The organism is Nocardia sp. CDC519, from assembly GCF_059509835.1.
This window is the reverse complement of record NZ_CM183377.1, coordinates 5529313-5553823: the sequence shown is the minus strand read 5'-3', so window position 1 is coordinate 5553823 and position 24511 is coordinate 5529313. Positions and strand designations below refer to the sequence as shown.

The window sequence follows — 24511 nt, the reverse complement described above, 5'->3', positions numbered from 1 at the left end:
ACACCGGTGACCGGACGTAGTTCGGTGGCCGGCTCGGTGTGGTCATCGCGGGCACTGCGTCCGGTTTCGGTGCTGGCCGCCGTTCTGCTGTGGCAAGTGTTGACGGCCAACGATGTTCGCCTGTGGTTGCGCTTCGACACCCTGCCGACGGTCACCGAGATCATCACCGCGTTCGGCCGCCAACTGGGCACCGAGGTTTACTACTTGGATCTGGGGCAATCGTTGATCCGCATCCTCACCGGCTTCGCCGTCGCGACGGTGCTCGGAGTGGCCAGCGGCATCGCGCTCGGCCGGTCCCGGCTGTTCGCCGATATCCTCGGCCCGCTCACCGAACTCGCCCGGCCGGTGCCCGCGATCGCGGTGGTGCCGATCGCGATTCTGCTGTTCCCCGATGACGAGGCGGGCATCGTCTTCATCACCTCGCTGGCGGCCTACTTCCCGATCATGGTCAGTACCCGCCATGCGGTGCGCGCGCTGCCGACGCTGTGGGAGGACTCGGTGCGCACCCTGGGCGGAAACCGGTGGGATGTGCTGGTGCGTGTGGTGTTTCCCGGCGCGCTGCCCGGGATTTTCGGCGGACTGTCGGTCGGTATCGGGGTGGCGTGGATCTGCCTCATCTCCGCGGAGATGATCTCGGGCCGTCTCGGTGTCGGTTACCGGACCTGGCAGGCCTACACCATCGTCGACTATCCGGGTGTGTTCGTCGGGATCATCACCATCGGCGTCCTCGGATTCGCGACGTCGGCGGCGATCGAACTGCTCGGCCGCCGCGTCACCCGCTGGCTGCCGCGCGGAGCGGAGAACGCGCGATGACCACCGCGATCACCACCGGCATGAGTCTGCGCCTGGACGAAGTGTCGCTGTCCTACACCGGCGATCCGGTGATCAGCCGGCTCAGCCTGGAGGTGCGGCCCGGCGAAATCCTGGTCCTCACCGGACCGTCCGGATGCGGGAAATCCACCGTCCTGCGCGCGTTCGCCGGACTGCTGGCGCCCGACTCCGGCCGGGTGCTCGCCGACGGCGAGCCGGTGACGACGACCTCCCGTGACCGCGCGGTCGTCTTCCAGGACAACGCGCTGCTGCCCTGGCGCAGTGTGCGCGCCAATATCGAGCTCGCGCTGAAGCTGCGCGGCGAGCCGAAACCGGGTCGCCGCGCGTCCGCCGACCGCTGGATCGAGGAGGTCGGGCTGGCCGGATTCGCCGATTTCCTGCCCAAGAGCCTGTCCGGCGGGATGCGGCAACGGGTCCAGCTCGCGCGCGGCCTGGCCGGTGCACCACGCGCGGTCATGATGGACGAACCGTTCGGGGCACTGGACACCCAAACTCGAAACACCATGCAGCGCTTACTCATCGATACCTGGCGCACGCACCCGACGACCGTCGTCTTCGTCACCCACGACGTGGACGAGGCGCTGCTGCTCGGCGATCGGGTCGCGGTGCTCGGCCGGGCCGGGCAGCCGCTGCGCGCCGTCATCGATGTTCCGAATCCGCGCACGGCCGCCGCCCGGCCGGTCGAGCGCGCCCAGATCGTGGAGGCTCTCACGTGACCGCTCCGACCTTGTTCGCGGCACCCGATCTCGCCGACGCCGTCCGTCTGGACTGCGATGTGCTCGTCATCGGCGGCGGAACGGCGGGCACGATGGCCGCCCTCACCGCCGCCGAGCAGGGCGCCAATGTGCTGCTGCTGGAGAAGGCGCATGTGCGCCATTCCGGTGCGCTGGCCATGGGAATGGACGGGGTCAACAATGCCGTCATCCCGGGAAAGGCCGAACCGGAGGATTACGTCGCCGAGATCACCCGCGCCAATGACGGCATCGTCGACCAGCGCACCGTCTATCAGACCGCGACCCGCGGTTTCGCCATGGTGCAGCGGCTGGAGAGCTACGGAGTGAAGTTCGAGAAGGACGAATACGGCGAATACGCGGTGCGGCGGGTGCATCGGTCCGGGTCGTATGTGCTGCCGATGCCCGAGGGCAAGGACGTCAAGAAGGCGCTGTACCGGGTGCTGCGCCAGCGCAAAATGCGGGAACGGATCCGGATCGAGAACCGGCTGATGCCCGTGCGTGTGCTCACCGCCGATGGCCGGGCCGTCGGCGCGGCGGCCCTGAACACCCGCACCGGGGAGTTCGTCGCGGTGGGTGCGAAGGCGGTCATCCTGGCGACCGGGCCGTGCGGGCGGCTCGGGCTGCCGGCCTCCGGCTACCTGTACGGCACCTACGAGAATCCGACCAACGCCGGCGACGGCTACTCGATGGCCTATCACGCCGGCGCCGAGCTCAGCGGCATCGAATGCTTCCAGATCAATCCGCTGATCAAGGACTACAACGGACCGGCATGTGCATACGTGGCCAACCCGTTCGGCGGGTACCAGGTCAATGCCGAGGGCGAACGCTTCGTGGATTCCGACTACTGGTCGGGGCAGATGATGTCGGAGGTCAAGCGCGAGATCGAATCCGCGCGCGGACCCATCTATCTCAAGGTGTCGCATCTGCCGGAGGAGACGCTGACGACGCTGGAGGGGATCCTGCACACCACCGAGCGGCCCACCCGCGGCACCTTCCACGCCAACCGCGGCCACGACTACCGCACCCACGATATCGAGATGCATATCTCCGAAATCGGTTTGTGCAGTGGGCATTCCGCGTCCGGCGTCTGGGTGGACGAGAACGCGCGCACCACCGTTCCCGGCTTGTACGCCGCCGGCGACCTGGCCTGCGTTCCGCACAACTACATGATCGGCGCCTTCGTCTTCGGCGATCTCGCCGGGGCACACGCCGCCTCCACGCTCACCGAGGTGGCGGCACCGCAGCAGCTTCCGCAGGAGCAGCTCGCCGAGGCGCACGAGCTGATCTACCGGCCGCTGCGCCACCCGGACGGGCCACCGCAGCCGCAGGTCGAATACAAGCTGCGCCGTTTCGTCAACGACTATGTGGCCCCACCCAAGACCGCCGCCAAACTCTCGATCGCGGTGGAAACCTTCCAACGGATGCGCGGGGAGATCGCCGAGATGGGCGCGCGCACCCCACACGAGCTGATGCGTGCGGTGGAGGTGTCGTTCATCCGCGACTGCGCGGAGATGGCGGCCCGCAGTTCGCTCACCCGCACCGAATCGCGATGGGGGCTCTATCACGAGCGCGCCGACCTGCCCGAGCGCGATGATGTGGGCTGGCGCTACCACCTGAATCTGCGCAAAACCGCCGACGGCGACATGGAGTTCCTGAAGCGTCCGGTGGCGCCGTACCTCGTGCCGGTGCCTGGGCTGGACGACCTGCCGTCGGCCGATGCCGCGATCGAAGTCGTCGAGCAGCCGGAACTGGTCGCGCGCCGCGCGCCTTCGGCAGCGACCGTGGTGACCGTCGAGAAGGAACCGGCCGCACCGCCCTCCCCGCGCCTGGTCACCCTGCTCGGGTTGGACGCACCGACGGTGGCGCAACTGGCGGAGTATCTGTCCGATGCCGACCCCGTGGTCCGGGTGGCCGCCCTATCGGTGCTCACCGAGCACACCCCGGACGGGTTCGCCGGCGTCTTGATCGACGCACTCGACGACGACGCCGCGTCCGTGCGCGCCGCGGCCGCGGCCGGATTGCGTGAACTGGTCGAGGTGCTGCCCTCGGCCGACGGTTTGGCACAGCGATTGCGCTCCGCCGATCCGGTGGTCCGCGCCACCGTCGTCGATCTGCTGCGGGCGCTGCGCGCCGGAACCGCCGCGCACTTCGGTGCCGCGCTCGCCGATCCCGATCATCGGGTGCGGATCGAGGCGGTGCGCGCGCTGGTCTCCCTCGACGACGGTCCGGCCGTGGCCGCCCTCGCCGGCGATGCGAACCGGGAGGTGCGGATCGCGGTCGCCCAGGGCCTGGCCACCATCGGCACCGGCGCCGAGGCCATCCGCGCCCTGGCCGCCGACCGTGACCCGCTGGTGCGCGCGGCGGCGCTCGCGGCGTACGCCGCACTGGGGACCGATATCGACTCGGCCACCGAACTCGTCGCCGCGCTGGGTCATTCGGCCTGGCAGGTGCGCGTCGGCGCGGCGCGCGGACTGGCGGGCGCCGACCCGGAGCTCGCCCTGCCCGCGTTGACCGAGGCGCTGTCGGATCCGCATCTGGATGTGCGCAAGGCCGCGGTCCTGGCGCTGTCGAGCTGGGCGAGCCTGGATGCGGCGCGGATCGCGTTGAAACAGGCCGTCGACGACCCCGACGCCGACGTCCGAGCCTATGCCCGCCGCGCACTCGCCGGGTGAGCCGCGACCGGGGCGCCGCCGCTTGTGCTCGGCCCGCCCCGCCTCGCTCACCAGCCGCGCCGCTGCGGCCGCGAACCCACCAGCTCCCCCGGACGGGCATGTCCACGACTGCGGTAGACGATGTAGGGCCGGAACAGGTAGGCCACGGGCGCGCTGAACGCGTGCACCAGGCGGGTGAACGGCCACAGCGCGAACAGCGTCAACGCGATGAGGACGTGGATGTGGAACGACAGCGGCGCCTGCGCCATCAGGTCGCCGCGCGGTTGCAGGATCCAGATCGACCGGAACCACGGCGAGACGGTCTCGCGGTAGTTGTGTTCCTCGCCGATCACGCCCGATCCCATCAGCGTCGTCGCGAGGCCGGCCACGATGGCCGCGATCAGCACGACGTACATCAGTTTGTCGTTCCACGTGGTCGCGGTGAAGACCGGGCCGGTGGCGCGGCGCCGGTAGACCAGCAGCGCCGCGCCGGTCAGGGTGGCGACACCGGCGATGGTTCCGAGGGTCAAGGCCTGCACGTGATAGGCGTGTTCGCTCAGGCCGAGGGCATCGGTCCACGATTGCGGGATCACCAATCCGATGATGTGCCCGACGATCACGACGAGAATGCCGAAGTGGAACAGTGGGCTGCCGATCCGCAGCAGCTTGCTCTCGTACAGCTGGGAGGACCGGGTGGTCCAGCCGAATTTGTCGTAGCGGTAGCGCCACCAGGTCCCCACGGCCAGGATCGCCAGTGTCACATAGGGAATCACGTCCCAGAAGATCTCTCCGGCGGACATGATCAGCGACCTCCTCGTTCTGGTGCGGCGCGGCGTGGTGGCACGGTCAGCGTGAACGGTTGCAGCCCGACCTGCTCGGCGGGCGGGCCCGCCGCCACCAGTTCGCGAGCCCGGCGCACGTCCTGATCAGTTGCGGCGGGCAGAGTCGCGGCCACCGCACCGAGGACACCGGCGTAGGGCGAGCGCCGTTCGGCGAGGGCGGTATGCACCGCGTCGATTGCCGGACGGTGCGCTGTGAGCAGCTCGCCGCCGGTGTGCGGGTCGACGGTGGCGGCGAATTCGAGCACGACGGCCAGGTGGTCCGGGGCCTCCCCCTTCGGCGGTGCGGCACCGGCCGCCCGATAGGCCTGCGCGAAGGCGAGCATGGCTGTGCCGCGGTTGCGGGTGTCGCCGTCGGTCCAGTAGGTCAGCAGCAAGGTCGTGCGTCGTTGCAGGTCGAAGGTGTCGACGTAGTGCCGCGCCGCCTCCGACAACGCTGTTCGCCGCAGATATCCGACGGTCGCACGCAGTGGTTCGGCGCGCTCATCACCGAGCCGATCGCACAAGGTCTCGACGGTGGCGAGCCGCGCGGACTGCGCGTCGTCCGGGTAGGCCAGTAGCAGCGAGGCCGATTGCCACACCAGTCGATGCGCGGCCCGGTTGTCATGGTGGCGCCGCCACCTCATCGGTCCGTCCCCCGGTGGCCGTTGCGCTGCGGGAACATGCCCTCGGGAACGCCATTGCCGTCCCAGTTGAGCAGATTGACCCGGGAGGGATTGCGCGCGGTCGCGCCGAAGGATTCACTGGTCTGGCGTTGGCGCAACGCGTGAAATGTCTCCACCGCGACCGGTACCGGTCCCCCGCTGGATTCCCCGAACGGCCCCTCCCCGTACATGCCCGGCCCGCCGTCGAAATCCAGCGCGCAGTCGCTGACCGCCTCCTCGAGCCGATGCCCTTCCTCGGCGTAGGCGGACGGAATCACATACCGGTCTTCGTATTTCGCCAACGCGAGCAGCCGGTACATCTCATAGATCTGCTCCTCGCTCATCCCGACCGCCGCCGGAATACTGCCCTGCGGCTCACGACCCAGGTTGATGTCGCGCATATACGAGCGCATCGCGGCCAGCTTGCGCAGCACGTTGGCGACCACCTCGGTATCGCCCGCGGTGAACAGGCCCGCCAGGTATTCCATGGGTATCCGCAGGGCTTCCAGCGCACCGAACAGGTTGCCGGCGTCTTCGCCGTCGTGGCCGTCCCGGCTGACCGCGTCCACCACCGGCGACAGCGGTGGCACGTACCAGACCATCGGCATGGTCCGGTATTCCGGATGCAAGGGCAGCGCCACCCGGTATTTCGTGATCAGGGCGTAGACGGGCGAGCGTCGCGCGGCCTCGATCCAGCTGTCCGGGATGCCTTGGGCGCGGGCGCCCGCGACGACCTCCGGATCGCTGGGATCGAGCAACGTGTCGAGCTGCGCTCGGTAGAGGTCGCGGTCATCGGCGACGGACGCGGCGGCGAGCACCTTGTCCACGTCGTAGAGCATCAGTCCGATGTAGCGCAGCCGGCCCACACAGGTTTCCGCGCACACCGTGGGGATGCCGACCTCCACGCGCGGATAACAGAAGGTGCATTTCTCGGCCTTGCCGGTCTTGTGGTTGAAATACACCTTCTTGTAGGGGCATCCGGATACACACATCCGCCAGCCCCGGCATTTGTCCTGATCCACCAGCACGATGCCGTCCTCGGTGCGCTTGTACATCGCCCCCGACGGGCACGACGCCACACAGGCCGGGTTGAGGCAGTGTTCGCAGATCCGGGGCAGATAGAACATGAAGGTCTGTTCCAGCTCGAGCCGGATCTTCTCGCTGACCTGCGCGAGGACGGGATCGCCCGGCACGATCTCCGGTGAGCCGGCGAGGTCGTCGTCCCAGTTGGCCGACCAGCCGACCTTCATCCGTTCACCGGTGAGCAAGCTGCGCGGCGGCGCGACGGGCATCTGATCACCCAGCGGTGCGTTGGTGAGGTTGTCGTAGTCGTAGGTCCACGGCTCGTAGTAGTCGTCCATGGCGGGCATCTTCGGGTTGGAGAAGATGCGCGCGAGCTTGGCGAGCCTACCGCCGTCGCGCAATCGCAGGCGGCCCTTACGGTCGATGACCCAGCCGCCGCGCCAGCGTCGCTGATCCTCGTAAGTTCGTGGATAGCCTTGTCCCGGGCGGGTTTCCACGTTGTTGAACCACACGTACTCGGTGCCCGAACGGTTCGTCCATGCCTGTTTGCAGGTCACCGAACAGGTATGGCAGCCGATGCATTTGTCGAGGTTCATCACCATCGCCAGCTGCGCCATCACCTTCATCAGTACCTCACCTCCTGGCTGCGGCGACGCACCACGGTCACCTCATCGCGTTGATTGCCGGTCGGGCCCAGATAGTTGAAAGCGAACGAGGTCTGCGCGTAGCCGCCGGCCAGGTGGGACGGTTTGATCAGCAGCCGGGTCAGTGAATTGTGGATGCCGCCGCGATTGCCGGTGGTTTCGGTGAGCGGTACGTCGATGGTGCGTTCCTGGGCGTGATGGACATAGACCACGCCCTCGGGCATCCGATGGGAGACGATGGCGCGGCACACCAGCACGCCGTTGCGGTTGACCGCCTCCACCCAGTCGTTGTCGGCGACACCGATCTTCGCCGCGTCGCCGGGGCTCATCCACATCGTCGGACCACCCCGCGACAAGGACAGCATCAGCAGGTTGTCCTGATATTCGGAGTGGATCGACCATTTGGAATGCGGTGTCAGATAGCGCACCGTCAGCCCGACACCGTCGCGGCCGGACCCCAGCCGGGGCTCCTCGAACAACAGCGCCATATCCAGTGGCGGCCGGTAGATCGGCAACTGTTCACCCAGCTCCTCGATCCAGTCGTGATCGAGATAGAAATGCATGCGGCCGGTGAGCGTGTGGAATGGTTTGAGCTGTTCGATATTCACCGTGAACGGCGCGTACCGTCGTCCGCCGGTCTCACTGCCGGACCACTCCGGGCTGGTGATCACCGGCACCGGACGGGCCTGGGTGTCGGCGAAGGTGATCCGGCGCTCCTCGCTGCCCTCGGCCAGATGGGCGAGCGGGCGCCCGGTGCGCTTTTCGAGCTCGCGAAACCCCTGTACGGCGAGCCTGCCGTTCGAGGTGCCGGAGAGCGCGAGGATCGTCTCGGCCATCTTCTCGGCACTATCCAGGGCCGGACGGCCCGCCGCCACACCGGAATTCATCACACCGTGCTTACGGGCGAGCTCGGCGACCTCCTGATCCGGGTGCACCGTCACGCCTTTGGTGGTCAGGCCCGCCGATTCGACGAGCGGACCGAGCGCCGCCCACTGCTGCGCCAGCGCCGGATAGTCGCGCTCGACCGCGACCAGCGGCCCCATCGTCGCGCCGGGCACCGGCGCCACCCGGGTGGTTCGCCAATCCTTCTCGGCACCACCGGGATAGGCCATCGCACCGGGCGTATCGTGCTGCAACGTCCCGAGCACCAGATCGGTGCGCTTGCCCAGGTGTTTCTCGGCCATGACGGAGAAGCGGCGGGCTATCGCGGCGAAGGCGTCGAAATCCGAGCGCGCCTCCCACGGCGGGTCGATGGCGGGGGTGAAGGCGTGAATGTAGGGGTGCATATCGGTGCTGGACAGGTCCGATTTCTCGTACCAGGTGGCCGCGGGCAGCACCACATCGGACAGCATCGTGGTCGAGGTCATCCGGAAGTCGATCGACATCAGCAGATCGAGCTTGCCCTCGGGGGCCTGCTCGTGCCAGGTGACGTCGGCGGGGCGCAGATGTGGTCCGGCCGGTTCGGCTTGCACATTCGACGTCGTCCCCAGCAGATGCCGCAGGAAGTACTCGTTGCCTTTGCTGGAGGATCCGAGCAGATTGGCCCGCCACACGCTCAACACCCGCGGCCAGTTCTGCGGGGCGTCCGGGTCGGCGAGCGCGAACGTCAGCTCCCCATCGGCCAATCGCTGCGTCACGTACGCCGCCGGGTCGGCGCCGGCCGCGCGGGCCTCGTCGGCCAATTCCAGGGTGGAGCGGTCGAATTGGGGATAGAACGGGGTCCAGCCCATCGCGGCGGCCGAGGCCAGCACGTCCATGGTGTGTTTACTGCGGAACCTGCCGCGGCCGGTCGGCGCGGCCAGGGCGTCGGCGCGGTAGCCGTCGTAACGCCACTGGTCGGTGTGCACGTACCAGTACGAGGTACCCGCCATCTGGCGAGGCGGCCGATGCCAGTCGGTGCCCATGGCGACGGTTGCCCAGCCCGTCACCGGCCTGCACTTCTCCTGCCCGACGTAATGGGCCCACCCGCCGCCGTTGCGGCCCATCGATCCGGTCAGCAGCAGCAGGCTCAGGATGGCGCGGTAGGTGGCGTCACCGTGGAACCACTGGCAGATGCCCGCGCCCATGATGATCATCGAGCGCCCACCGGATGCGATGGCGTTGTCGGCGAATTCGCGGGCGATGCGGATCACCTGAGCGGCGGAGACGCCGGTGATCGGCTCCTGCCAGGCCGGCGTGCAGGGTGAATCGGGGTCGTCGTAACCGCTGGGCCATCGTCCCGGCAGGCCCTGTCGTGCCACGCCGTATTGGGCCAGCATCAGGTCGAAGACCGTGCAGACCCGGTGGCCGGCCACGCTGCGCACCGGAACACCGCGCTCGATGGTGCTGCCGCGGCCGTCGAGGCTGTCGAACCGCGGCAACGTGATGACGGCGGTGTCGCCGTCGCGCGCGGCGACCGTCAGCGCGGGCACCAGATCGCCGAGGTCGAGGTTCCATTTACCGACGCCCTCGGCGCCGAATCGGAACCCGAGCGAGCCATGCGGCACCGCGGGTTCACCGGTGGCGCCGTCCAGCAGGACCGGTTTGAAGGCGGCGTTCTCGAAGCTCTCCCCCAGATCGGCGGCGGTCAGGTTCTTGCCAGGTACCAGCCGTCCGTCGCGCTCCTCCAGCTTGATCAGGAACGGCAGGTCGGTGTAGCGGCGAACGTAGTCGACGAAGAACGGTTCACGCCGTCGCACGAAGTATTCGGTGGCGATGACATGCCCCATCGCCATCGCCATCGCACCGTCGGTGCCCGCCGCGCACGGCATCCATTCGTCGGCGAACTTCGTGTTGTCGGCGTAATCGGGGCTGACGCTGACCACCTTGGTGCCGCGGTAGCGCACCTCCGCCATCCAATGCGCGTCCGGGGTGCGGGTGACGGGCACATTGGAGCCCCACATCATCAGATACGCGGCGTCCCACCAGTCCCCGGATTCCGGGACGTCGGTCTGGTCGCCGAAGACCTGCGGTGAGGCGACGGGCAGGTCGGCGTACCAGTCGTAGAAGGAGGTCATCACCCCGCCGAGCAGTTCGACGAAGCGCGAACCCGCCGCGAACGACACCATCGACATGGCGGGGATCGGCGAGAATCCGGCGATCCGGTCCGGGCCGTAGGTCTTGATGGTGTGCACGTGCGCGGCGGCGATGATCTCGGTGGCTTCCTCCCAGCTCACCCGTACCAGTCCGCCTTTGCCTCTGACCTGCTGGTAGCTGCTTCGCCGGGCGGGGTCGGTCTGGATCGCGGCCCATGCCGTCACCGGGTCGCCGTGTTCTGCTTTCGCGGCGCGGTAGAGGTCGAGCAGGACGCCGCGCACGTAGGGATAGCGCACGCGGGTGGGTGAGTAGGTGTACCAGGAGAATGCGGCGCCGCGCGGGCAGCCGCGTGGTTCGTATTCGGGGCGATCGGGTCCGACGGACGGGTAGTCGGTTTCCTGGGTTTCCCAGGTGATGATGTCGTCTTTGACGTAGATCTTCCACGAGCAGGAGCCGGTGCAGTTGACGCCGTGGGTCGAGCGGACGACCTTGTCGTGGCTCCAGCGGTCGCGGTAGAAGACGTCGCCTTCGCGGCCGCCTTCCCTGGTGACCGTGCGGCGATCCGGTGAGATGTCGCCGGGAGTGAAGAATCGTCCGCTGCGTATCAGCAGGTCTTCGATGGAACCACCGGTGTGTTCGTTCGACGCCACGTGAGTCTGCCTCTCGTCCGCTGTACGGTTTCGCCGCAAACGTCCGTTCAGCGGCAGGGGCCGCGCGGGGTGTGCGATTCAGCGGGAACTGACGTCACCGATTCAGCAGAACATGCCGGCGCGGGTTCCGCGGTTCCGAACCGGTGGATGCAGGTTACGTTTCGGCCACAATGGTCGTTCGAGTCGCCGGCGTGCCCGGCGATCCATCGGCGGCGGTATGCGGGTGTCGGCACCGTGGCGCGCCGCCACCCGCATACCGGCCCGTGATCGGCCTCAGGCGCCGATCACCGCGTTCATGATGGTGCCCGCGCTGGTGGCGACGACACCGCCGGCCATGGCGCCGGCCACCATCTTCGGCGATTGCAGCCCGCCGCCGCTCCACTTCTCCCAGGCGAATCGGCCGCCGCCGTAGGTGATCGCGGCGACGCCGGACAGCAGAACGAACCAGGTGAGGTACCGGGTCATCTGCATGATCTTGTCCGCCAACGGCGGTGCTTCCGGGGTGGGGTTGCCGATCTGTGCGACCACCGCGCCGTAGCTGTCGTGCAGCGCAACGAGAATCATGCTCACGTTCGTGCTCCTTTTCGGATGCTGAGTGATGCTGGAGATTTCCGTCTCAGGACTCCTGGCATCGCGGCATGTGCGGAAACGACCGACCGCGACGCCGCGGAATCATCTGCGGCTGACGATGCAGTCCGCCCGGTGCCCGATGTTCATCGGGGGCCGTGCCATGTCGTCTCCTAGTGCGCTCGTCGCTGGAAACACGCTGACCGGATCAATTGAACAGCACGCCTTCGCGATCCGAGGGAAGACACACGATCCAGCGGCGCGTCACGGCGTGGCGCGCGGCGCGTCGCCGTAGACGACGAGCCAGATCGCGCGTCCGAGCGAGTCGGCCAGGACGTCGTCGGAGATGCCGGTATCGGCGGAGAACGCGACCGCGATGGAGCGTTCCACCATGGACGTCAGCACCACCGCGGTCGCCGTCGGGTCGACGGCGGAGCTGATCTTCCCGGCCCGGCGGTCGCTGTCGAGGCGGGCCCGGACCATCGCGGCGAAGGTAGCGACCCGCGAACGCCAATACGCGCCGACGTCACGGTCGTAGGCGGAAACCTCGGTCAGCGCCAGGAGCAAGTAGCGATGGGTGCGGAAGCCGGCGATCATGGCCCGGATCGCTTGCACCACACCGTCGACGCCGTCGCTGTGATCGGCGGTCCACCACTGTTCGGCGGCATCGAACAGATCGGTGGTGGCCAGGTCGGCCATCCGGATCAGCAACTGACTCTTGTCCGGAAAGTACCGGTAGAACGTCGATCTCGCCGATTGCGAGGCGGCGGCGATCTTCTGCACGGCCAGTTCGGTGTACGGGGTGCCGTCGGCGAGCAGCTCTTCGACGGCTGCCAGCACGCGCCGTTCGAATTCGGCGCGGCGATCGTCGGACGGCTTGCGGCCGCCGCGCGGGACGCGCGTCAGCGACGGCATCGGCTGCTGGCTCGCTCGGAGGGCTCCATGCGGCCATTGTGCCTCGGGGCGCGGATATCCGGCCGAAGCACCATCGCCCGTTGACAGCGGGGCGGCAGACGTTCACCATCAATCGGACATAGTGTCCGAGACGCGATGACCGAGGCGTGAGAAATGGCCGATTCCTCCAGTACGGCGGTCGAATACACCGATGTCATCGTGGTGGGCGCGCGCTGCGCGGGCTCCGCCGTCGCCATGACGATCGCCCGGGCGGGGCGGCGCGTCATCGTCCTCGACAGTGCGCACTTCCCGTCCGACACGCTCTCGACCCACCTGCTCTGGCCGGGTGGACTCGCCGAGTTGCACGCGCTCGGCGTGCTCGAACAGGTCGAAGCACTCGGCGCGCCCCGCCTGACGTCGGCCTTCGCGGCGGGTGCCGGCTATCGGGTGCCCTCAGAATTCACTCCGGCCGGCGGAATCGACTACGCGATGTGCGTGCGCCGCACCGGGCTGGACGCGGTTCTGGTCGGCGCGGCACGCACGGCCGGCGCCGACGTGCGCGAGCGCTGCCGGGTGGTGGAGCTGGTGTGGGAGCACGATCGATGTGCCGGGGTGCGATATCGCGACCACGCGGACACGCTCGTCGAGCTGCGGGCCCCGCTGGTGATCGGCGCCGACGGCAGGCGTAGCACGGTGGCGCGGCTGTGCGGAGCACTCGAGCCGTTCCTGCACGCCCCGAGCGGCCGGGAATGCTATTACGCGTACTGGCGCGAGGACAGTTCATCGTGGCGTCACGTTGCCGCCCAGTGGCGTGCCGGACGCGACCTGGGCACGGCGTTTCCCTGCGACGACGGGCTGCTGCTGTCGCTGGTCCAGCCACCCGTCAGCGAGGAACCCGGCCTCGGACCCGGCCGCGCCGAACAGCGCTACCTCGAGGCGATCGCCCGGATTCCCGGCCTCGCCGAGCGGCTGCGCGAATGCGAGCGGGTGGGCCGGGTCCGGGCCGCCACCGGGATCGCCTCGTACTTCCGGCGCTCGAGTGGACCGGGCTGGGCCTTGGCCGGGGACGCGGGACATTTCAAGGATCCGGTCACCGCCCAGGGCATTCGCGATGCGCTGCGCTACGGCCGATTGCTCGCCGACACCGCTGCCCCGCTGCTCGAGCATCCGAAAGCCCTCGACCTCGCCATGTCGCACTGGGCCGATCGACGCCTTCGCGAGTGCCTGCCGATCTACCAGTGGACCAATCGGCTCGCGCGGGCAGAAGACATGCATCCCTTGGAGATCGAGCTCTATCGCACCGCTACCCGCGACCCGTCCCTGGCCGCCGCGGTGACCGGCATCTTTTCCCGCACCACCGAACCGGGCGCGGTGTTCACGCCGCGCCGGGCGGTCGGGCTGGCTGCCGGTGCGCTCCGGCACACGCCGACCGCCGCAGGCGCGGTGCTGGCCGACGTCACCCGTGAACTGCGCGAGGCGGCCGCCGACTGGCACGAGGCACGAACCGCGTTGCGCGCCAATCGTTACCGCGCCCCCGCACCTCCGCTCACACCCGCACCGATCGCTCACCCTTCCCGCGCTGGAGACGAAGATGTCTGAATCGCCATCGAATACGGCCCCGTCCTGGACCCGTCGCGATGTATTGCGCGGTGCCGTCGTCGCGGGAGCGGGAGCGGCACTATCGCTCGGTGCCGCCACCTCTGGTGCGACCCCTGTCCGCCGCTCCCCCGGTGCACGCGGCAACCGCGATGTCGCGATCCTGGGCGGCGGGGTGGCCGGGCTGTCGGCCGCACACGAGCTCATCGAACGCGGCTACACGGTGACTGTGTACGAGCCGGCCTATCTCGGCGGTAAGGCCCGCAGTCTCGGCGTTCCCGGTACCGCCACCGACGGCAGGCTCGATCTGCCCGGCGAGCACGGCTTCCGTTTCTTCCCCGGCTGCTATCAGAATCTCCCGGACACCATGCGGCGCATACCGTTTCCCGGCAATCCGGACGGCGTGGCGGGAAATCTGGTGCGGGTCGAGGGCACCGTCGCCGGATTCCGCGGCAGGCCACCGGTGTTCCTTCCGGTCGAGCCGGCCGCGATCGGGCAGCTCACGCCGGAACTGTTGCAGAACACCCTCGTCACGGCCTTCGGCTTCATCCCCGAGCTGCCGCCCGCCGAGCTGGCGTTCTTCACCAAACAGATGATGATGTGGTTCACCTCGTCCACCGAACGGCGGTTCGGGCAGTGGGAGTACCTGACCTGGGAACAGATTCTGCGCGCGGACGGAAAATCACAGGCCTACCGCGATTACCTGGTGTCGGCGCTGACCCGCATCACCGTGGCCGCCAAACCGCATATGAGCTCGGCGCGCACCATCGGCACCATCGGTGAGGCGCTGGTGCTGGCGGGCACCGGGCTGATCCCGCAATACGCGGCGGGAATCGACCGGATCCTCAATCGCCCGACCAATGAGGCGTGGATCGATCCGTGGGTCACGTACCTGCGCGGGCGGGGCGTGCGGTTCGTGATGGATCAGCGCGCGACCGCGCTCGACCTCCAGGGCGGACGCATCACCGGTGCCACCGTCATCGATTCCGGCGGCGCCGCCACGCGGGTCGAGGCGGACTGGTACATCTGCGCGATGCCGGTGGAGCGAACGGTGCCGCTGCTGAGCCCGGCGATCCTGGCCGCAGATCCGCGGCTGGCGGGGATGGCCGAACTGGTGACCGACTGGATGGTCGGCATCCAGTACTACCTGACCCGGCCCACCGAGATCCCCGAAGGCCATATCGCCGCGCTCGGCTCGCCGTGGGCGATCACCGCGCTGCGTCAGGCACCGATGTGGGTCGGCGATTTCGCGCAGCGCTACGGTGACGGGCGCGCGGTCGAATGCCTGTCGGTCGACGTCTCCGACTGGGACACCCCCGGCATCCTCTTCGGCAAAACCGCCAAACAGTGCTCGAAGGACGAGATCGCCCGCGAGGTGTGGGCCCAGCTCGAGCAGTGGCTCAATACCGGCACCGGCTGGCTGCGGGCCGAGGACATCCACTCCTGGCACCTGGATCCGGGCATCAGCTGGTCCGGTGGCACCACCTACAACGAGACTCCACTGCTGGTCAACACCGTCGGCTCCTACCAGCATCGTCCCGACGCGCGCTGCGCCATCCCGAATCTGTTCTTCGGGGGCGACCATGTGCGCACCAACATCGACCTCGCCACCATGGAAGGTGCCAACGAGGCCGGGCGCGCGGCCGCCAACGCCATCCTCGACGCCGCCGACGACCCCGCGCCGCGAGCGGTCATCCACCCACTCGTCGACCTGCCGATCTTCGCGGCCGCCAAGCAGCTGGACGCGGACCGCTTCCGGGCGGGGTTGCCGCATGTGCTCGATGTCTGAGTTCCTCGGTCCAGGCCGGCGCCGTGCAGCACGACCCCGGTTCGAGCCGATCGAAACCTCTCTATGAGCGAATTCATAGCCGAGCTGTCGATCGGTGTTCAGGGGTACCCAGAGTCATTCGGCGCCCGGCCCTTTCGCCTCCCATGGTCCGACCGCGGCGCTGTGCGCACCCTTCGGCCGACCGGGCGGCGGTCGTGCACGCGACGTCGTGAACTGGGAAAACGGCCTACCCTCGGGCGCTGACCCGATGACTACGGCCGCTCCGGGGACGCTCGCGGCCGGAAGGATACCCACCGATGCCCTGCTCGAGCCTCGATCTCCACACCGCCGATATCGCGCTGAACCTGGCGGTCCGCGCACCGTCGATCCACAACACCCAGCCGTGGCGGTGGCGGATCGGTCGCCGCGGGATCGATCTGTTCGCCGATACCAGCCGCGGACTCGGTGCCACCGACCCCCACGAGCGCGCGCTGGTCGTCAGCTGCGGCGTCGTGCTCCATCACCTGCGCGTGGCATTCGCCGCCTTGGGATGGGCGACGAGCGTCGAGCGCCGGCCGGATCCGCGGGACCCGGACCATCTGGCCCATATCGACGTCACCCGCAGGCCGCCGAGCGACTCCGATATCGAGCTCGCCGCGGCCATCCTGATGCGGCAGACCGACCGGCGCCATTACCTGCACCGCCCCGTTCCGGCCAGGCTGATCCGCGCGCTCGCCCAGCGGGCGGCCGACTGTGGCGCCGTGGTCCGGCAGATCCCCGAACCGTGGCTGCCACGGCTGGCCGGGCCCATGCGCCGCGCCGCCGCCTCGCACGCCACGGATTCCGCCTACCAGGCGGAACTCGCCCGATGGAGCAGTGGCGAGCGCAGCACCGACGGCGTACCCGGCCGTAACGCCCCACCGCCCCGCGCCGCCGGCGAGATTCCGGTCCGCACCTTCGCCGATGCCACGCTGGCCGACTCGGCCGATCAGCCCGACGCCGCCGTGTGGCTGGTCGTCGGCACCGCTCGCGACGATCGGCAATCGCAGCTACGCGCCGGTGAGGCCACCAGCGCGGTATTGCTCACCGCGACCGATCGCGGCCTGGCCACCAGCTTGCAGACCGAACCGCTCGGCATGGCGGATCCCCGCCAGGAGATCCGAGCCGGCCTGCTGCACGACTGCGCCTATCCGCAAGCGATGGTCCGGGTGGGCTGGATGGCGCACACCGCCGCGCCGCTCACCTCGACGCCGCGACGGCCGGTCGCCGACGTGCTCGAGATCTGATCACCCAACTCTCCCGCGGCATCGTGTGACAGGTGCCACACTCTTCTCATGAGTGATCACGTCTATCGCGTTATCGAGGTGGTCGGTTCCTCTCCAGACGGCGTCGACGCCGCGATCGCCAATGCGGTCACCCGGGCCGGCGAGACCGTGCGCAATCTCGAATGGTTCGAGATGGTGAGCGTGCGCGGCCACATCGTCGACGGTGCCATCGCCCATACCCAGGTCACGGTCAAGATCGGGTTCCGGATCGACCCACCGGACTGAGCCGGTCGGCTGGGATAGCGCCGCGCCGGTTCACGCGGCGAGACGACGGCCACGCTAACGGCTCCCGCCAGTGGTCCGATAGGGCTGGAGAGCATTCGGGGATGCCACACGTCCACATCTGCCGAAGGAGAACGTCCGTGCATCGCGGCGCCGCAGTCCGCGCCCTTCACCTGTGCCGACCGGCGCAGGGGCTGGTTTCGGGCCGACGGCCACCGTGCACGGGCTCGCGACAACGACCGCGCACCAGCTGACCTAGGAGGCTCACTTGGCACGCCGAAAGATCACCGCCGCCACCGCCCTTGCCGCCACCGGCCTGGCCCTCACCACCGCGTTCGCCACCACCGCCGGCGCCCGCCCGATCGGCCCCTTCGACGTCGGCGGGGCCATCGAGGTCAAATACGACCAGGCCGGCGGCTACAACACCTTCGGCAACCCCATCACCCCGGAACTCGACGCCAACGGCGGAAAGTTCCAGGCCTTCGAACGCAACAACTCCATCTACTGGTCCCTCGGCACCGCCGCCCACCAGATCGGCGGCGCCATCCGCGACAAATGGGGCACCGTCGGCTGGGAGAACAGCCCGCTCGGCTTCCCCATCACCGACGAAGCCACCGCCAAGAACAACGGCCGCTTCAACCGCTTCAACGGCGGCGACATCTACTGGTCCCCCGCCACCGGCGCCCACATCATCTGGGGCTCCATCCGCGACACCTGGCTCGCCGCCGGCGCCGAAAACGGCCGCTACGGGTACCCGACCAGCGACGAATACGACCATCAGGGCGGGAAAGCGCAGGACTTCCAGGGTGGGCGCATCACCTGGAAGCCGTGAGGCGGACCAACAGTTCGCCCGGCCGGGTATGGGCTGGTGGTAAAGTTTCCGCCCAGCCGAAACTGCGCGTGTCGGTGATCGGACAGCGTTAGAGTCGACGAAGAACCGGGTCGGGGCCGACAGAACGGGATTGATCCGATGCAGTCCGCCGCACCACCTACAACCGTCCGCTCCCGACTTGCCGGAGCCGTCTTCGGTGCCGCCCTCATCGCGGCATCCGCCGGCGCTGCGACCGCCGCTCCCTTGGTGGATAGTGGCTCCGCCGGTGGCACCGTGACCCAGCAGGTCAATCTGAACGACTACTGCCAAGATCCCGGCGCGGTCGCTCAACTTGCGGACGGCAGAACGGTCTATTGCACGCGTGTCGCACAGACCGATGCCTACGTCTGGTCACTGTCACGAAGTCTCATGCCACACGACCCCAACCTGCGCGACTACACCTGCGACGACTCGGGTTGCCATTTCCCTGACGGGTCAGACGTGCCGGGCTACAAGCGCTGCGGGCTGCTCTGCGGTGAGCCACCCACCTCCGGCGATGTCCAAAGCGGTCTCTACGACTGCGTGCAGTCCGGCGTGCCGTTCGAGGAATGCCAAGCCCGTAGGCCCCGCGGATAGTTCGAGGAGTGATCGGCTGCTTCGATGAAAGGAGCTGAGCATGGACCGGGTGGAAGGTGCGATCTCCGACCGGTTCACCGGGCTGCGGGCGCTGTTCATCAACGCCACGCTCAAACCTTCGCCCGAGATCAGTAATACCGACGGGCTGATCGAGCGTTCGGCGGGGATCATGCGGCAGCACGGTGTGCACGTCGACGTCGTTCGAGCCGTCGACCACGACATCGCGACCGGGGTGTGGCCGGATATGACCGAGCACGGGTGGGCGCGGGATGCCTGGCCGGGGTTGTTCGAGCAGGTGATGGCGGCGCACATGCTTGTGCTGTGCGGGCCGATCTGGCTCGGTGACAACAGTTCGGTGATGAAACGGGTGGTCGAACGGCTCTACGCCTGTTCGAGCCTGCTCAACGAGGCCGGGCAGTACGCCTATTACGGCCGCGTCGGCGGGTGCCTGATCACCGGCAACGAGGACGGCATCAAGCACTGCGCGATGAACCTGCTCTACAGCCTGCAGCACCTCGGATACACCATCCCGCCGCAGGCCGACGCCGGCTGGATCGGCGAAGCCGGACCCGGGCCCTCCTACCTCGACCCGGGCTCCGGCGGCCCGGACAACGACTTCACCAACCGCAACCTGACCTTTATGACCTACAACCTCATGCACCTGGCCGCGATGCTCCGCGATGCCGGCGGGTTCCCCACCGAAGGCAACCGGCGCAGCGAATGGGACGCCGGCTGCCGCCCCGACTTCGCCAACCCTGAACATCGCTGAACGATCCAACCGACACGACGAGGAAACGCATGGCCCCGACACGCCCTACTTCGGGCTTGTCAGCGCGCTGCACGGGATCGGGCCGTGCTCGGTGGAGGTGGCGGTGAACTGGCGCAACCTCGATACCGGGGCCGCCGGGACCGTCCACCAGCAGATCTACGGCACCGGCGGCACCCAGATCCGCTTCGATCCGGGGCCGGGCCGGATCGTCGGAACACTCACCACGAACGCGCTACACAAGCCGGGTTCGTTCGAATTCCAGCGAACCGCAAAGTAATTCGGCCGCGAGGGGTGAGCGGCGACATCCGGGGCGAGCTGCCGCCGCTCCGCCCGGCCGAGTTCCGCCGGCTTCCGTCCCGGCGCACACGGTGGACACCTTCGCGCCCCGCGATAACCAGCCACTCGGTTCACCACTCGCGGGCGGCGATCAGCTCCGACAGGTCCGCCTCGTGGAAACCATAGGCGCGGGCGATGAACCAGAAGTCCTCGCCTATTTCTTCACGTGCCACAGTATCTAATTCGCTTCCCGCCGAGTCGAATTCGAGCTCGAGCGCATTGAAATCCTCCGTAGCAGCGTGGGTGAGGACGTACAGCGCCGAGAGGTCGGCGGGCTGCTCGACTTCGATGCGCTCGCACAGCCCGAGCAGGATCGCTTTACCTCGCTCCACCAGTCGGCTGGGATAGTAATCGTCCTCGTCGAGGAGACGAAGAAAATGGTGTGTGGCCACCTGCTGATCGGTGATCGGCATAACGTCCCATTCTCGGATTTCGACAAGGCAGTCGGTGCAGCACGCCATCGAGCACCTCGCCGACGTGGTGGTGGTCCCCCATCTAGGCACGCTCCAGGCACGCACTCCGTGGTGGGTGGTGACCGAGCCAGCCGAACTCATCACCCGCACGCAGCGGTATCCCCGATGGTCGATAGTCGCCGTGCCAGCCGAGCCGCAACTGTGATCGCGGTGGGATATGTCATCGCAGTAGGCCTTCCATTGGCCGTGCTGGTCCTGGCCGTAGCGCTGCCCGGTCCGTGGGGCAAGCAATGAGCTCTCGGCGTCACTATGACGAGGCCGCGAAAGGCCGGTTCCGGGGAGCCGTGGAAGCCGGCATCCCCGGAACTCGGCCCGGATTTCGAGCGGACCGAAGCGGGCGCTCAGCCCGCGACGGCGGCGACCTCCTGTGCTGCTTCGAGCTGCGGGTAGGTCGGGTATTCGATGCCCGAGATGTACTGCACCGTGCGCACCACCTGGCAGGAGTAGCCGAATTCGTTGTCGTACCAGACGTACAGAATTGCGGTGTCGCCTTCGACGATGGTGGCGTTGGCGTCGATGATGGAGGCCGCGCGGGAGCCGATGAAGTCGCTGGAGACGACGTCGGTGGCGGCGGTGTAGTCGAGGTTGCGGCTCAGCGGGCCGGACAGGGATACCCGGCGCATGTACTCGTTCACCTCGGCCTTGGTGGTCTCGCGCTCGAGGTGCAGGTTCAGGATCGCCATCGAGACGTCCGGGGTGGGGACGCGGATCGAGTTGCCGGTGATCTTGGCCTTGAAGTCGGGCATGGCCTTCGCGACGGCGGAGGCGGCGCCGGTCTCGGTGAGCACCAGGTTGAACGGCGCGGAGCGGCCGCGGCGGTCGGCGTTGTGGTAATTGTCCAGCAGGTTCTGGTCGTTGGTGAACGAATGCACCGTCTCCACGTGGCCGCGCAGGATGCCGAATTCGTCGTCCATCGCCTTCAACGGCGGCACGATCGCGTTGGTGGTGCACGAGGCGCAGGAGAAGATCTGCTGCGACAGGTCCAGGCTGCGGTGGTTGACGCCGTGCACGATATTCGGGACGTCACCCTTACCGGGCGCGGTCAGCACGACCTTCGCGATGCCGGGGCGCAGGTGCTTCGACAGGCCCTCGCGGTCGCGCCACTTGCCGGTGTTATCGATCAGGATCGCGTCGTTGATGCCGTACTCGGTGTAATCGACCGACGCCGGATCGTTGCTGTAGATGAACTTGATGACGTTGCCGTTGGCGATGATGGTGTCGTTGTCGGCGTCGACCTTGATGGTGCCGTTGAACTGGCCGTGCACCGAATCCCTTCGCAGCAGCGACGCACGCTTGACCAGGTCGTCGGCTCCGCCGCGGCGCACCACCACCGCGCGCAGGTTCAGGCCGTTCCCGGAGCCCGCCTTCTCGATGAGCAGCCGGGCCACCAGCCGGCCGATGCGGCCGAAGCCGTAGAGCACGACGTCCCTCGGACCGTTCGATTGCACCTTGCCGTTGGTCACGTCGGCCAGGATGGCGGCGGTGAACTCGCGGATCGACAGGCCGCGATCGTCGGCGCGGTAGGCCATGACCAACTGGCCGAGGTCGATCTTGCACGGCCCCAGATCCAGCTCGGTGAGGGTCTGGAGGACGGGCAGCGTTTCGCCGACCGACAGCTCCTCACCTTCGATCTGACGGGCGAACCGATGCGTGCGCAGGATGCTGATCACCGACTTGTTCACCAGCGATCGACTGTGCAGCAGGATCGTCACGCCCTTGTCTCGATACAACGTACCGATGATGGGGATCATCGCCTCTGCGGCTGCTTCCTGGCTGTTCCAGCGGTCGAGTTGTTCAGTCGTCAACGCAGATCCTCGGGGCTTGATCGAAAGGTTCGCCGCATAAATGCTAGTCAGGCCCGGTGACATCACCGGAGCCGGATACCGCATTGTGAGATCCGCTGATGGCGCGCACCGAGGTACGGCCGTCAGCCGGCAGGCCAGCCTCCGTTGCGTCGGCGCATGTCGGCCTTGGCGTCGTCGTCGCCGGCGAGATGCTCGATGCCGAGCTTCTCGGCGAACAGGTGACGCTGGGTGATCCAGCCGAGCACCGACAGCCCGATCCAGGCCAGCGTGGAGGTGATCTGCTGCCAGCCGGGTTCGGGGCTGCGCAGGAATTCGAGCGAGTCGCTCATGCGGGCGACGCCGCTGAGAATCATGCTGGCGCCACCGATCGAGGTCAGCCACAGCAGGGCGCGGGCGCGGAACTTCTGCGCGAGGAACGCGCCCGCCACGCAGACCGCGAGCGCGACGATCATGCTCAGTGCCCAGTTCTTGTCGCCGGGTTGCAGCACCATCGCGAGCTTGGTGCCGATCATGGCGCCGGTGAGCCCACCGATGAAGTAGGCCGCGAACCGGAAGATCAGCGAGGTCACCACCCACGACGAGATCGCGCCGATCAGCGCGACCAGCAGCAACCACCAGAACGAGGCGTCGAACAGGTCGGCGATCATCCAGCCGAGGCCGAACCCGATCGCCAGGATCCCCAGATGGACCGAACGGATCCCGTAGAAGCACAGCAGTACGCCGACGACCGCGACCACGATGCCGTTCATCGGGCACCCCTTTCGACTGCCGGACCACCCACCTGGCGAGCAGGCGCAACGGCCGCTCACTGCACGCGATAGCGACGTTAGGAGCCGACGGCGGTGGACGGCTCACCCGCTGCGGGTGAAGTGCCGCCCGGCCCCGATGCTGCGAACCGGGCCAGACGCTGCTGACTCGAACCAGACTTTGGTAGGGACTCTTGCCAAAACCTTCATTCTGGTAGAGACTCTTGCCAGAAGCTGCGAACGCGGGCTCCAGCCGATCCCTGGGGTTCCCGCCGTGCGCGCCTACTCAAAGGAGAGTGACCATGGCTTCGACGATCCCCGGCCGGCACCCGGACGCGCCGCAGACCGTCCCCGGACTTGGGCTGGCCCCGTTCGCCCGCCTGCTCGGGCTGCGCAAGCCGACACCCGCTCAGTTCGATGAACTGGGTGCGGCGCTGACCATCGGCGACCAGCCGATGGACGAGCTGGTGGACTGGATGTACCGCGAGGGGATGGCGAACACCCGCCCACTGTTCGAGCGCGCGCTGCGGGAGGGCATCGCCGCCGTGCCGGAGGCTCCCGCGCCGCTGCGGGAGTTCTTCGAGTACGTCGAAGCCGTCCCCGATTGGGTCGACTGGCGAAAGATCCGGCACGCCGAACTCGTCTTCGGCCTCGGCGGCCGCGACGGGCTCTACGTCGCGCGCGACATGTCCTTCCTCGGCGGCTACCTCGCCTCGGGTTTCAACAAAACCCTGTTGCGCACGGGGGCTTTGGAGAAGGGACCGGCCAAGCGGTTCGCCGAGACGACGCAGTGGGCGATGGACGTCACCTCGACCGACGGCATGCGGCCGCGCGGCCTCGGCTACCGGTCGACGATGCACGTGCGGATGATCCATTCGATGGTCCGCCGCCATATCGCGGCACAACCGGATTGGCGCGGCGAGGAATGGGGTCTGCCGATCAACCAGACCGATATGGCCGCCACGATCATCGGCGCGCTCATCGCTCCGATGATCGGCGCCATCGGCATGGGCGGGCTGGTGACCCCGCGTGACGCCGACGCCGTCGCGCACTTCACCCGCTACGTCGGCTGGGTGATGGGCGTGGAAGAACGCTTCCTGCCCAAGGATTTCCGCGACAGCGTCCGCATCCTCTACCACACGATGACGGCCATCACGAACCCCGACGAGACCTCGCCCCAGCTGGCACTGCCGATGCGCGACGAACCGCTGGGCTGGCATTACGACCACCTCGCCGGACCGCGCCGGCGCATCGCCCGCTCGCAGCACCTGTCGATCGCCACCATGCTGCTGGGCCCCGACGCGATGAAGAAACTCGGCCTCCCCGCCTACACGTTGCCGTGGTACCCGATGCTGCGCGCGCCGATCAACCTCGCTCGCACAGCGTGGGCACGCGTCGTCCCCGGCCAATTCGCACGCTCGGCCGCGCGCGGGCGTGCCGCGCAGATCGCCTTCATCCGCACACTCACCGGAGCCGAGACCGCCGTCGTCGGCGACTCCGCGCAGGCAATCCACCAGGCCGCCTGACGCGGC

The 24511-nt window shown here is 68.0% G+C and carries 21 protein-coding genes; 12 read left to right on the top strand and 9 right to left on the bottom strand.

Annotated elements, in window-relative coordinates; translation table 11 throughout:
* Positions 1 to 6 precede the first annotated feature (6 nt).
* Genes AC5W7N_RS25090 through AC5W7N_RS25080 form a run of 3 tightly spaced genes read left to right on the top strand, consistent with a single transcriptional unit; the run spans position 7 to position 4237 of the window.
* Complete coding sequence (locus AC5W7N_RS25090) at positions 7 to 813, top strand: ABC transporter permease (protein WP_324197293.1); 807 nt, start codon at positions 7 to 9, stop codon at positions 811 to 813.
* Positions 810 to 1547: an ABC transporter ATP-binding protein gene (locus AC5W7N_RS25085; protein ID WP_194991536.1), complete on the top strand. Its 738-nt coding sequence runs from the start codon at positions 810 to 812 to the stop codon at positions 1545 to 1547. Before AC5W7N_RS25090 ends, AC5W7N_RS25085 begins: the two co-directional genes overlap by 4 nt.
* A complete protein-coding gene (locus AC5W7N_RS25080) occupies positions 1544 to 4237 on the top strand; it encodes a fumarate reductase/succinate dehydrogenase flavoprotein subunit (protein WP_195019240.1) in 2694 nt (897 codons plus the stop codon). The genes AC5W7N_RS25085 and AC5W7N_RS25080 overlap by 4 nt, the downstream gene beginning before the upstream one ends.
* 47 nt (positions 4238 to 4284) lie before the next feature.
* Here AC5W7N_RS25080 and narI read toward each other — a convergent pair whose 3' ends face one another.
* The 6 genes from narI to AC5W7N_RS25050 all read right to left on the bottom strand — a co-directional run bounded on the left by narI (position 4285) and on the right by AC5W7N_RS25050 (position 12513).
* Positions 4285 to 5016 carry a respiratory nitrate reductase subunit gamma gene (gene narI, locus AC5W7N_RS25075; RefSeq protein ID WP_195019239.1) on the bottom strand — a complete coding sequence of 244 codons (732 nt, stop codon included), beginning with the start codon at positions 5014 to 5016 and terminating at the stop codon, positions 4285 to 4287.
* A gap of 2 nt (positions 5017 to 5018) precedes the next feature.
* Entirely contained in the window at positions 5019 to 5681 is a 663-nt protein-coding gene (narJ, locus tag AC5W7N_RS25070; protein ID WP_195019238.1) for a nitrate reductase molybdenum cofactor assembly chaperone, read from the bottom strand.
* Positions 5678 to 7348 carry a nitrate reductase subunit beta gene (narH, locus tag AC5W7N_RS25065; protein ID WP_195019237.1) on the bottom strand — a complete coding sequence of 557 codons (1671 nt, stop codon included), beginning with the start codon at positions 7346 to 7348 and terminating at the stop codon, positions 5678 to 5680. The genes narJ and narH overlap by 4 nt, the downstream gene beginning before the upstream one ends.
* Positions 7348 to 11031, bottom strand: a complete 3684-nt coding sequence (locus AC5W7N_RS25060; protein ID WP_490725290.1) for a nitrate reductase subunit alpha — start codon at positions 11029 to 11031, stop codon at positions 7348 to 7350. Before AC5W7N_RS25060 ends, narH begins: the two co-directional genes overlap by 1 nt.
* Positions 11032 to 11304: 273 nt before the next feature.
* Complete coding sequence (locus AC5W7N_RS25055; RefSeq protein ID WP_171048237.1) at positions 11305 to 11595, bottom strand: hypothetical protein; 291 nt, start codon at positions 11593 to 11595, stop codon at positions 11305 to 11307.
* A 267-nt stretch (positions 11596 to 11862) separates the two neighbouring features.
* On the bottom strand, positions 11863 to 12513 hold the full coding sequence (locus AC5W7N_RS25050) for a TetR/AcrR family transcriptional regulator (protein ID WP_163812305.1): 651 nt from the start codon (positions 12511 to 12513) through the stop codon (positions 11863 to 11865).
* Between the two features lie 153 nt (positions 12514 to 12666).
* On the opposite strand from AC5W7N_RS25050, the gene AC5W7N_RS25045 reads away from it, so the two are divergent.
* From AC5W7N_RS25045 to AC5W7N_RS25010, 8 genes are all read left to right on the top strand, one after another.
* Positions 12667 to 14091 carry an NAD(P)/FAD-dependent oxidoreductase gene (locus AC5W7N_RS25045; protein ID WP_195019234.1) on the top strand — a complete coding sequence of 475 codons (1425 nt, stop codon included), beginning with the start codon at positions 12667 to 12669 and terminating at the stop codon, positions 14089 to 14091.
* Positions 14084 to 15877: a hydroxysqualene dehydroxylase gene (locus tag AC5W7N_RS25040; protein ID WP_195019233.1), complete on the top strand. Its 1794-nt coding sequence runs from the start codon at positions 14084 to 14086 to the stop codon at positions 15875 to 15877. Before AC5W7N_RS25045 ends, AC5W7N_RS25040 begins: the two co-directional genes overlap by 8 nt.
* 296 nt (positions 15878 to 16173) lie before the next feature.
* Positions 16174 to 17142, top strand: a complete 969-nt coding sequence (locus tag AC5W7N_RS25035; RefSeq protein WP_195019232.1) for an Acg family FMN-binding oxidoreductase — start codon at positions 16174 to 16176, stop codon at positions 17140 to 17142.
* Positions 17143 to 17190: 48 nt separating this feature from the next.
* Complete coding sequence (locus tag AC5W7N_RS25030) at positions 17191 to 17406, top strand: dodecin (protein ID WP_163812313.1); 216 nt, start codon at positions 17191 to 17193, stop codon at positions 17404 to 17406.
* 265 nt (positions 17407 to 17671) lie between these two features.
* Positions 17672 to 18235 carry an LGFP repeat-containing protein gene (locus AC5W7N_RS25025; RefSeq protein ID WP_163812315.1) on the top strand — a complete coding sequence of 188 codons (564 nt, stop codon included), beginning with the start codon at positions 17672 to 17674 and terminating at the stop codon, positions 18233 to 18235.
* Positions 18236 to 18508: 273 nt separating this feature from the next.
* On the top strand, positions 18509 to 18850 hold the full coding sequence (locus AC5W7N_RS25020) for a hypothetical protein (protein WP_195019231.1): 342 nt from the start codon (positions 18509 to 18511) through the stop codon (positions 18848 to 18850).
* Positions 18851 to 18890: 40 nt separating this feature from the next.
* Positions 18891 to 19619 carry a flavodoxin family protein gene (locus tag AC5W7N_RS25015; RefSeq protein WP_195019230.1) on the top strand — a complete coding sequence of 243 codons (729 nt, stop codon included), beginning with the start codon at positions 18891 to 18893 and terminating at the stop codon, positions 19617 to 19619.
* Between the two features lie 103 nt (positions 19620 to 19722).
* Positions 19723 to 19896: a hypothetical protein gene (locus tag AC5W7N_RS25010; RefSeq protein ID WP_163812319.1), complete on the top strand. Its 174-nt coding sequence runs from the start codon at positions 19723 to 19725 to the stop codon at positions 19894 to 19896.
* Between the two features lie 130 nt (positions 19897 to 20026).
* Here the strand turns inward: AC5W7N_RS25010 and AC5W7N_RS25005 are convergent, their stop codons facing one another.
* The 3 genes from AC5W7N_RS25005 to AC5W7N_RS24995 all read right to left on the bottom strand — a co-directional run bounded on the left by AC5W7N_RS25005 (position 20027) and on the right by AC5W7N_RS24995 (position 22982).
* The gene (locus AC5W7N_RS25005; RefSeq protein WP_195019229.1) at positions 20027 to 20368 is read right to left on the bottom strand and encodes a DUF5713 family protein; all 342 of its coding nucleotides are present in this window, start codon (positions 20366 to 20368) and stop codon (positions 20027 to 20029) included.
* A 401-nt stretch (positions 20369 to 20769) separates the two neighbouring features.
* On the bottom strand, positions 20770 to 22179 hold the full coding sequence (locus AC5W7N_RS25000; RefSeq protein WP_495924201.1) for a glyceraldehyde-3-phosphate dehydrogenase: 1410 nt from the start codon (positions 22177 to 22179) through the stop codon (positions 20770 to 20772).
* Between the two features lie 176 nt (positions 22180 to 22355).
* Positions 22356 to 22982 (bottom strand): ABC-2 transporter permease, encoded by a 627-nt coding sequence (locus tag AC5W7N_RS24995; RefSeq protein ID WP_163812329.1) that lies wholly within the window; start codon positions 22980 to 22982, stop codon positions 22356 to 22358.
* A 299-nt stretch (positions 22983 to 23281) separates the two neighbouring features.
* On the opposite strand from AC5W7N_RS24995, the gene AC5W7N_RS24990 reads away from it, so the two are divergent.
* On the top strand, positions 23282 to 24505 hold the full coding sequence (locus AC5W7N_RS24990; RefSeq protein WP_194992495.1) for an oxygenase MpaB family protein: 1224 nt from the start codon (positions 23282 to 23284) through the stop codon (positions 24503 to 24505).
* Positions 24506 to 24511 lie beyond the last annotated feature (6 nt).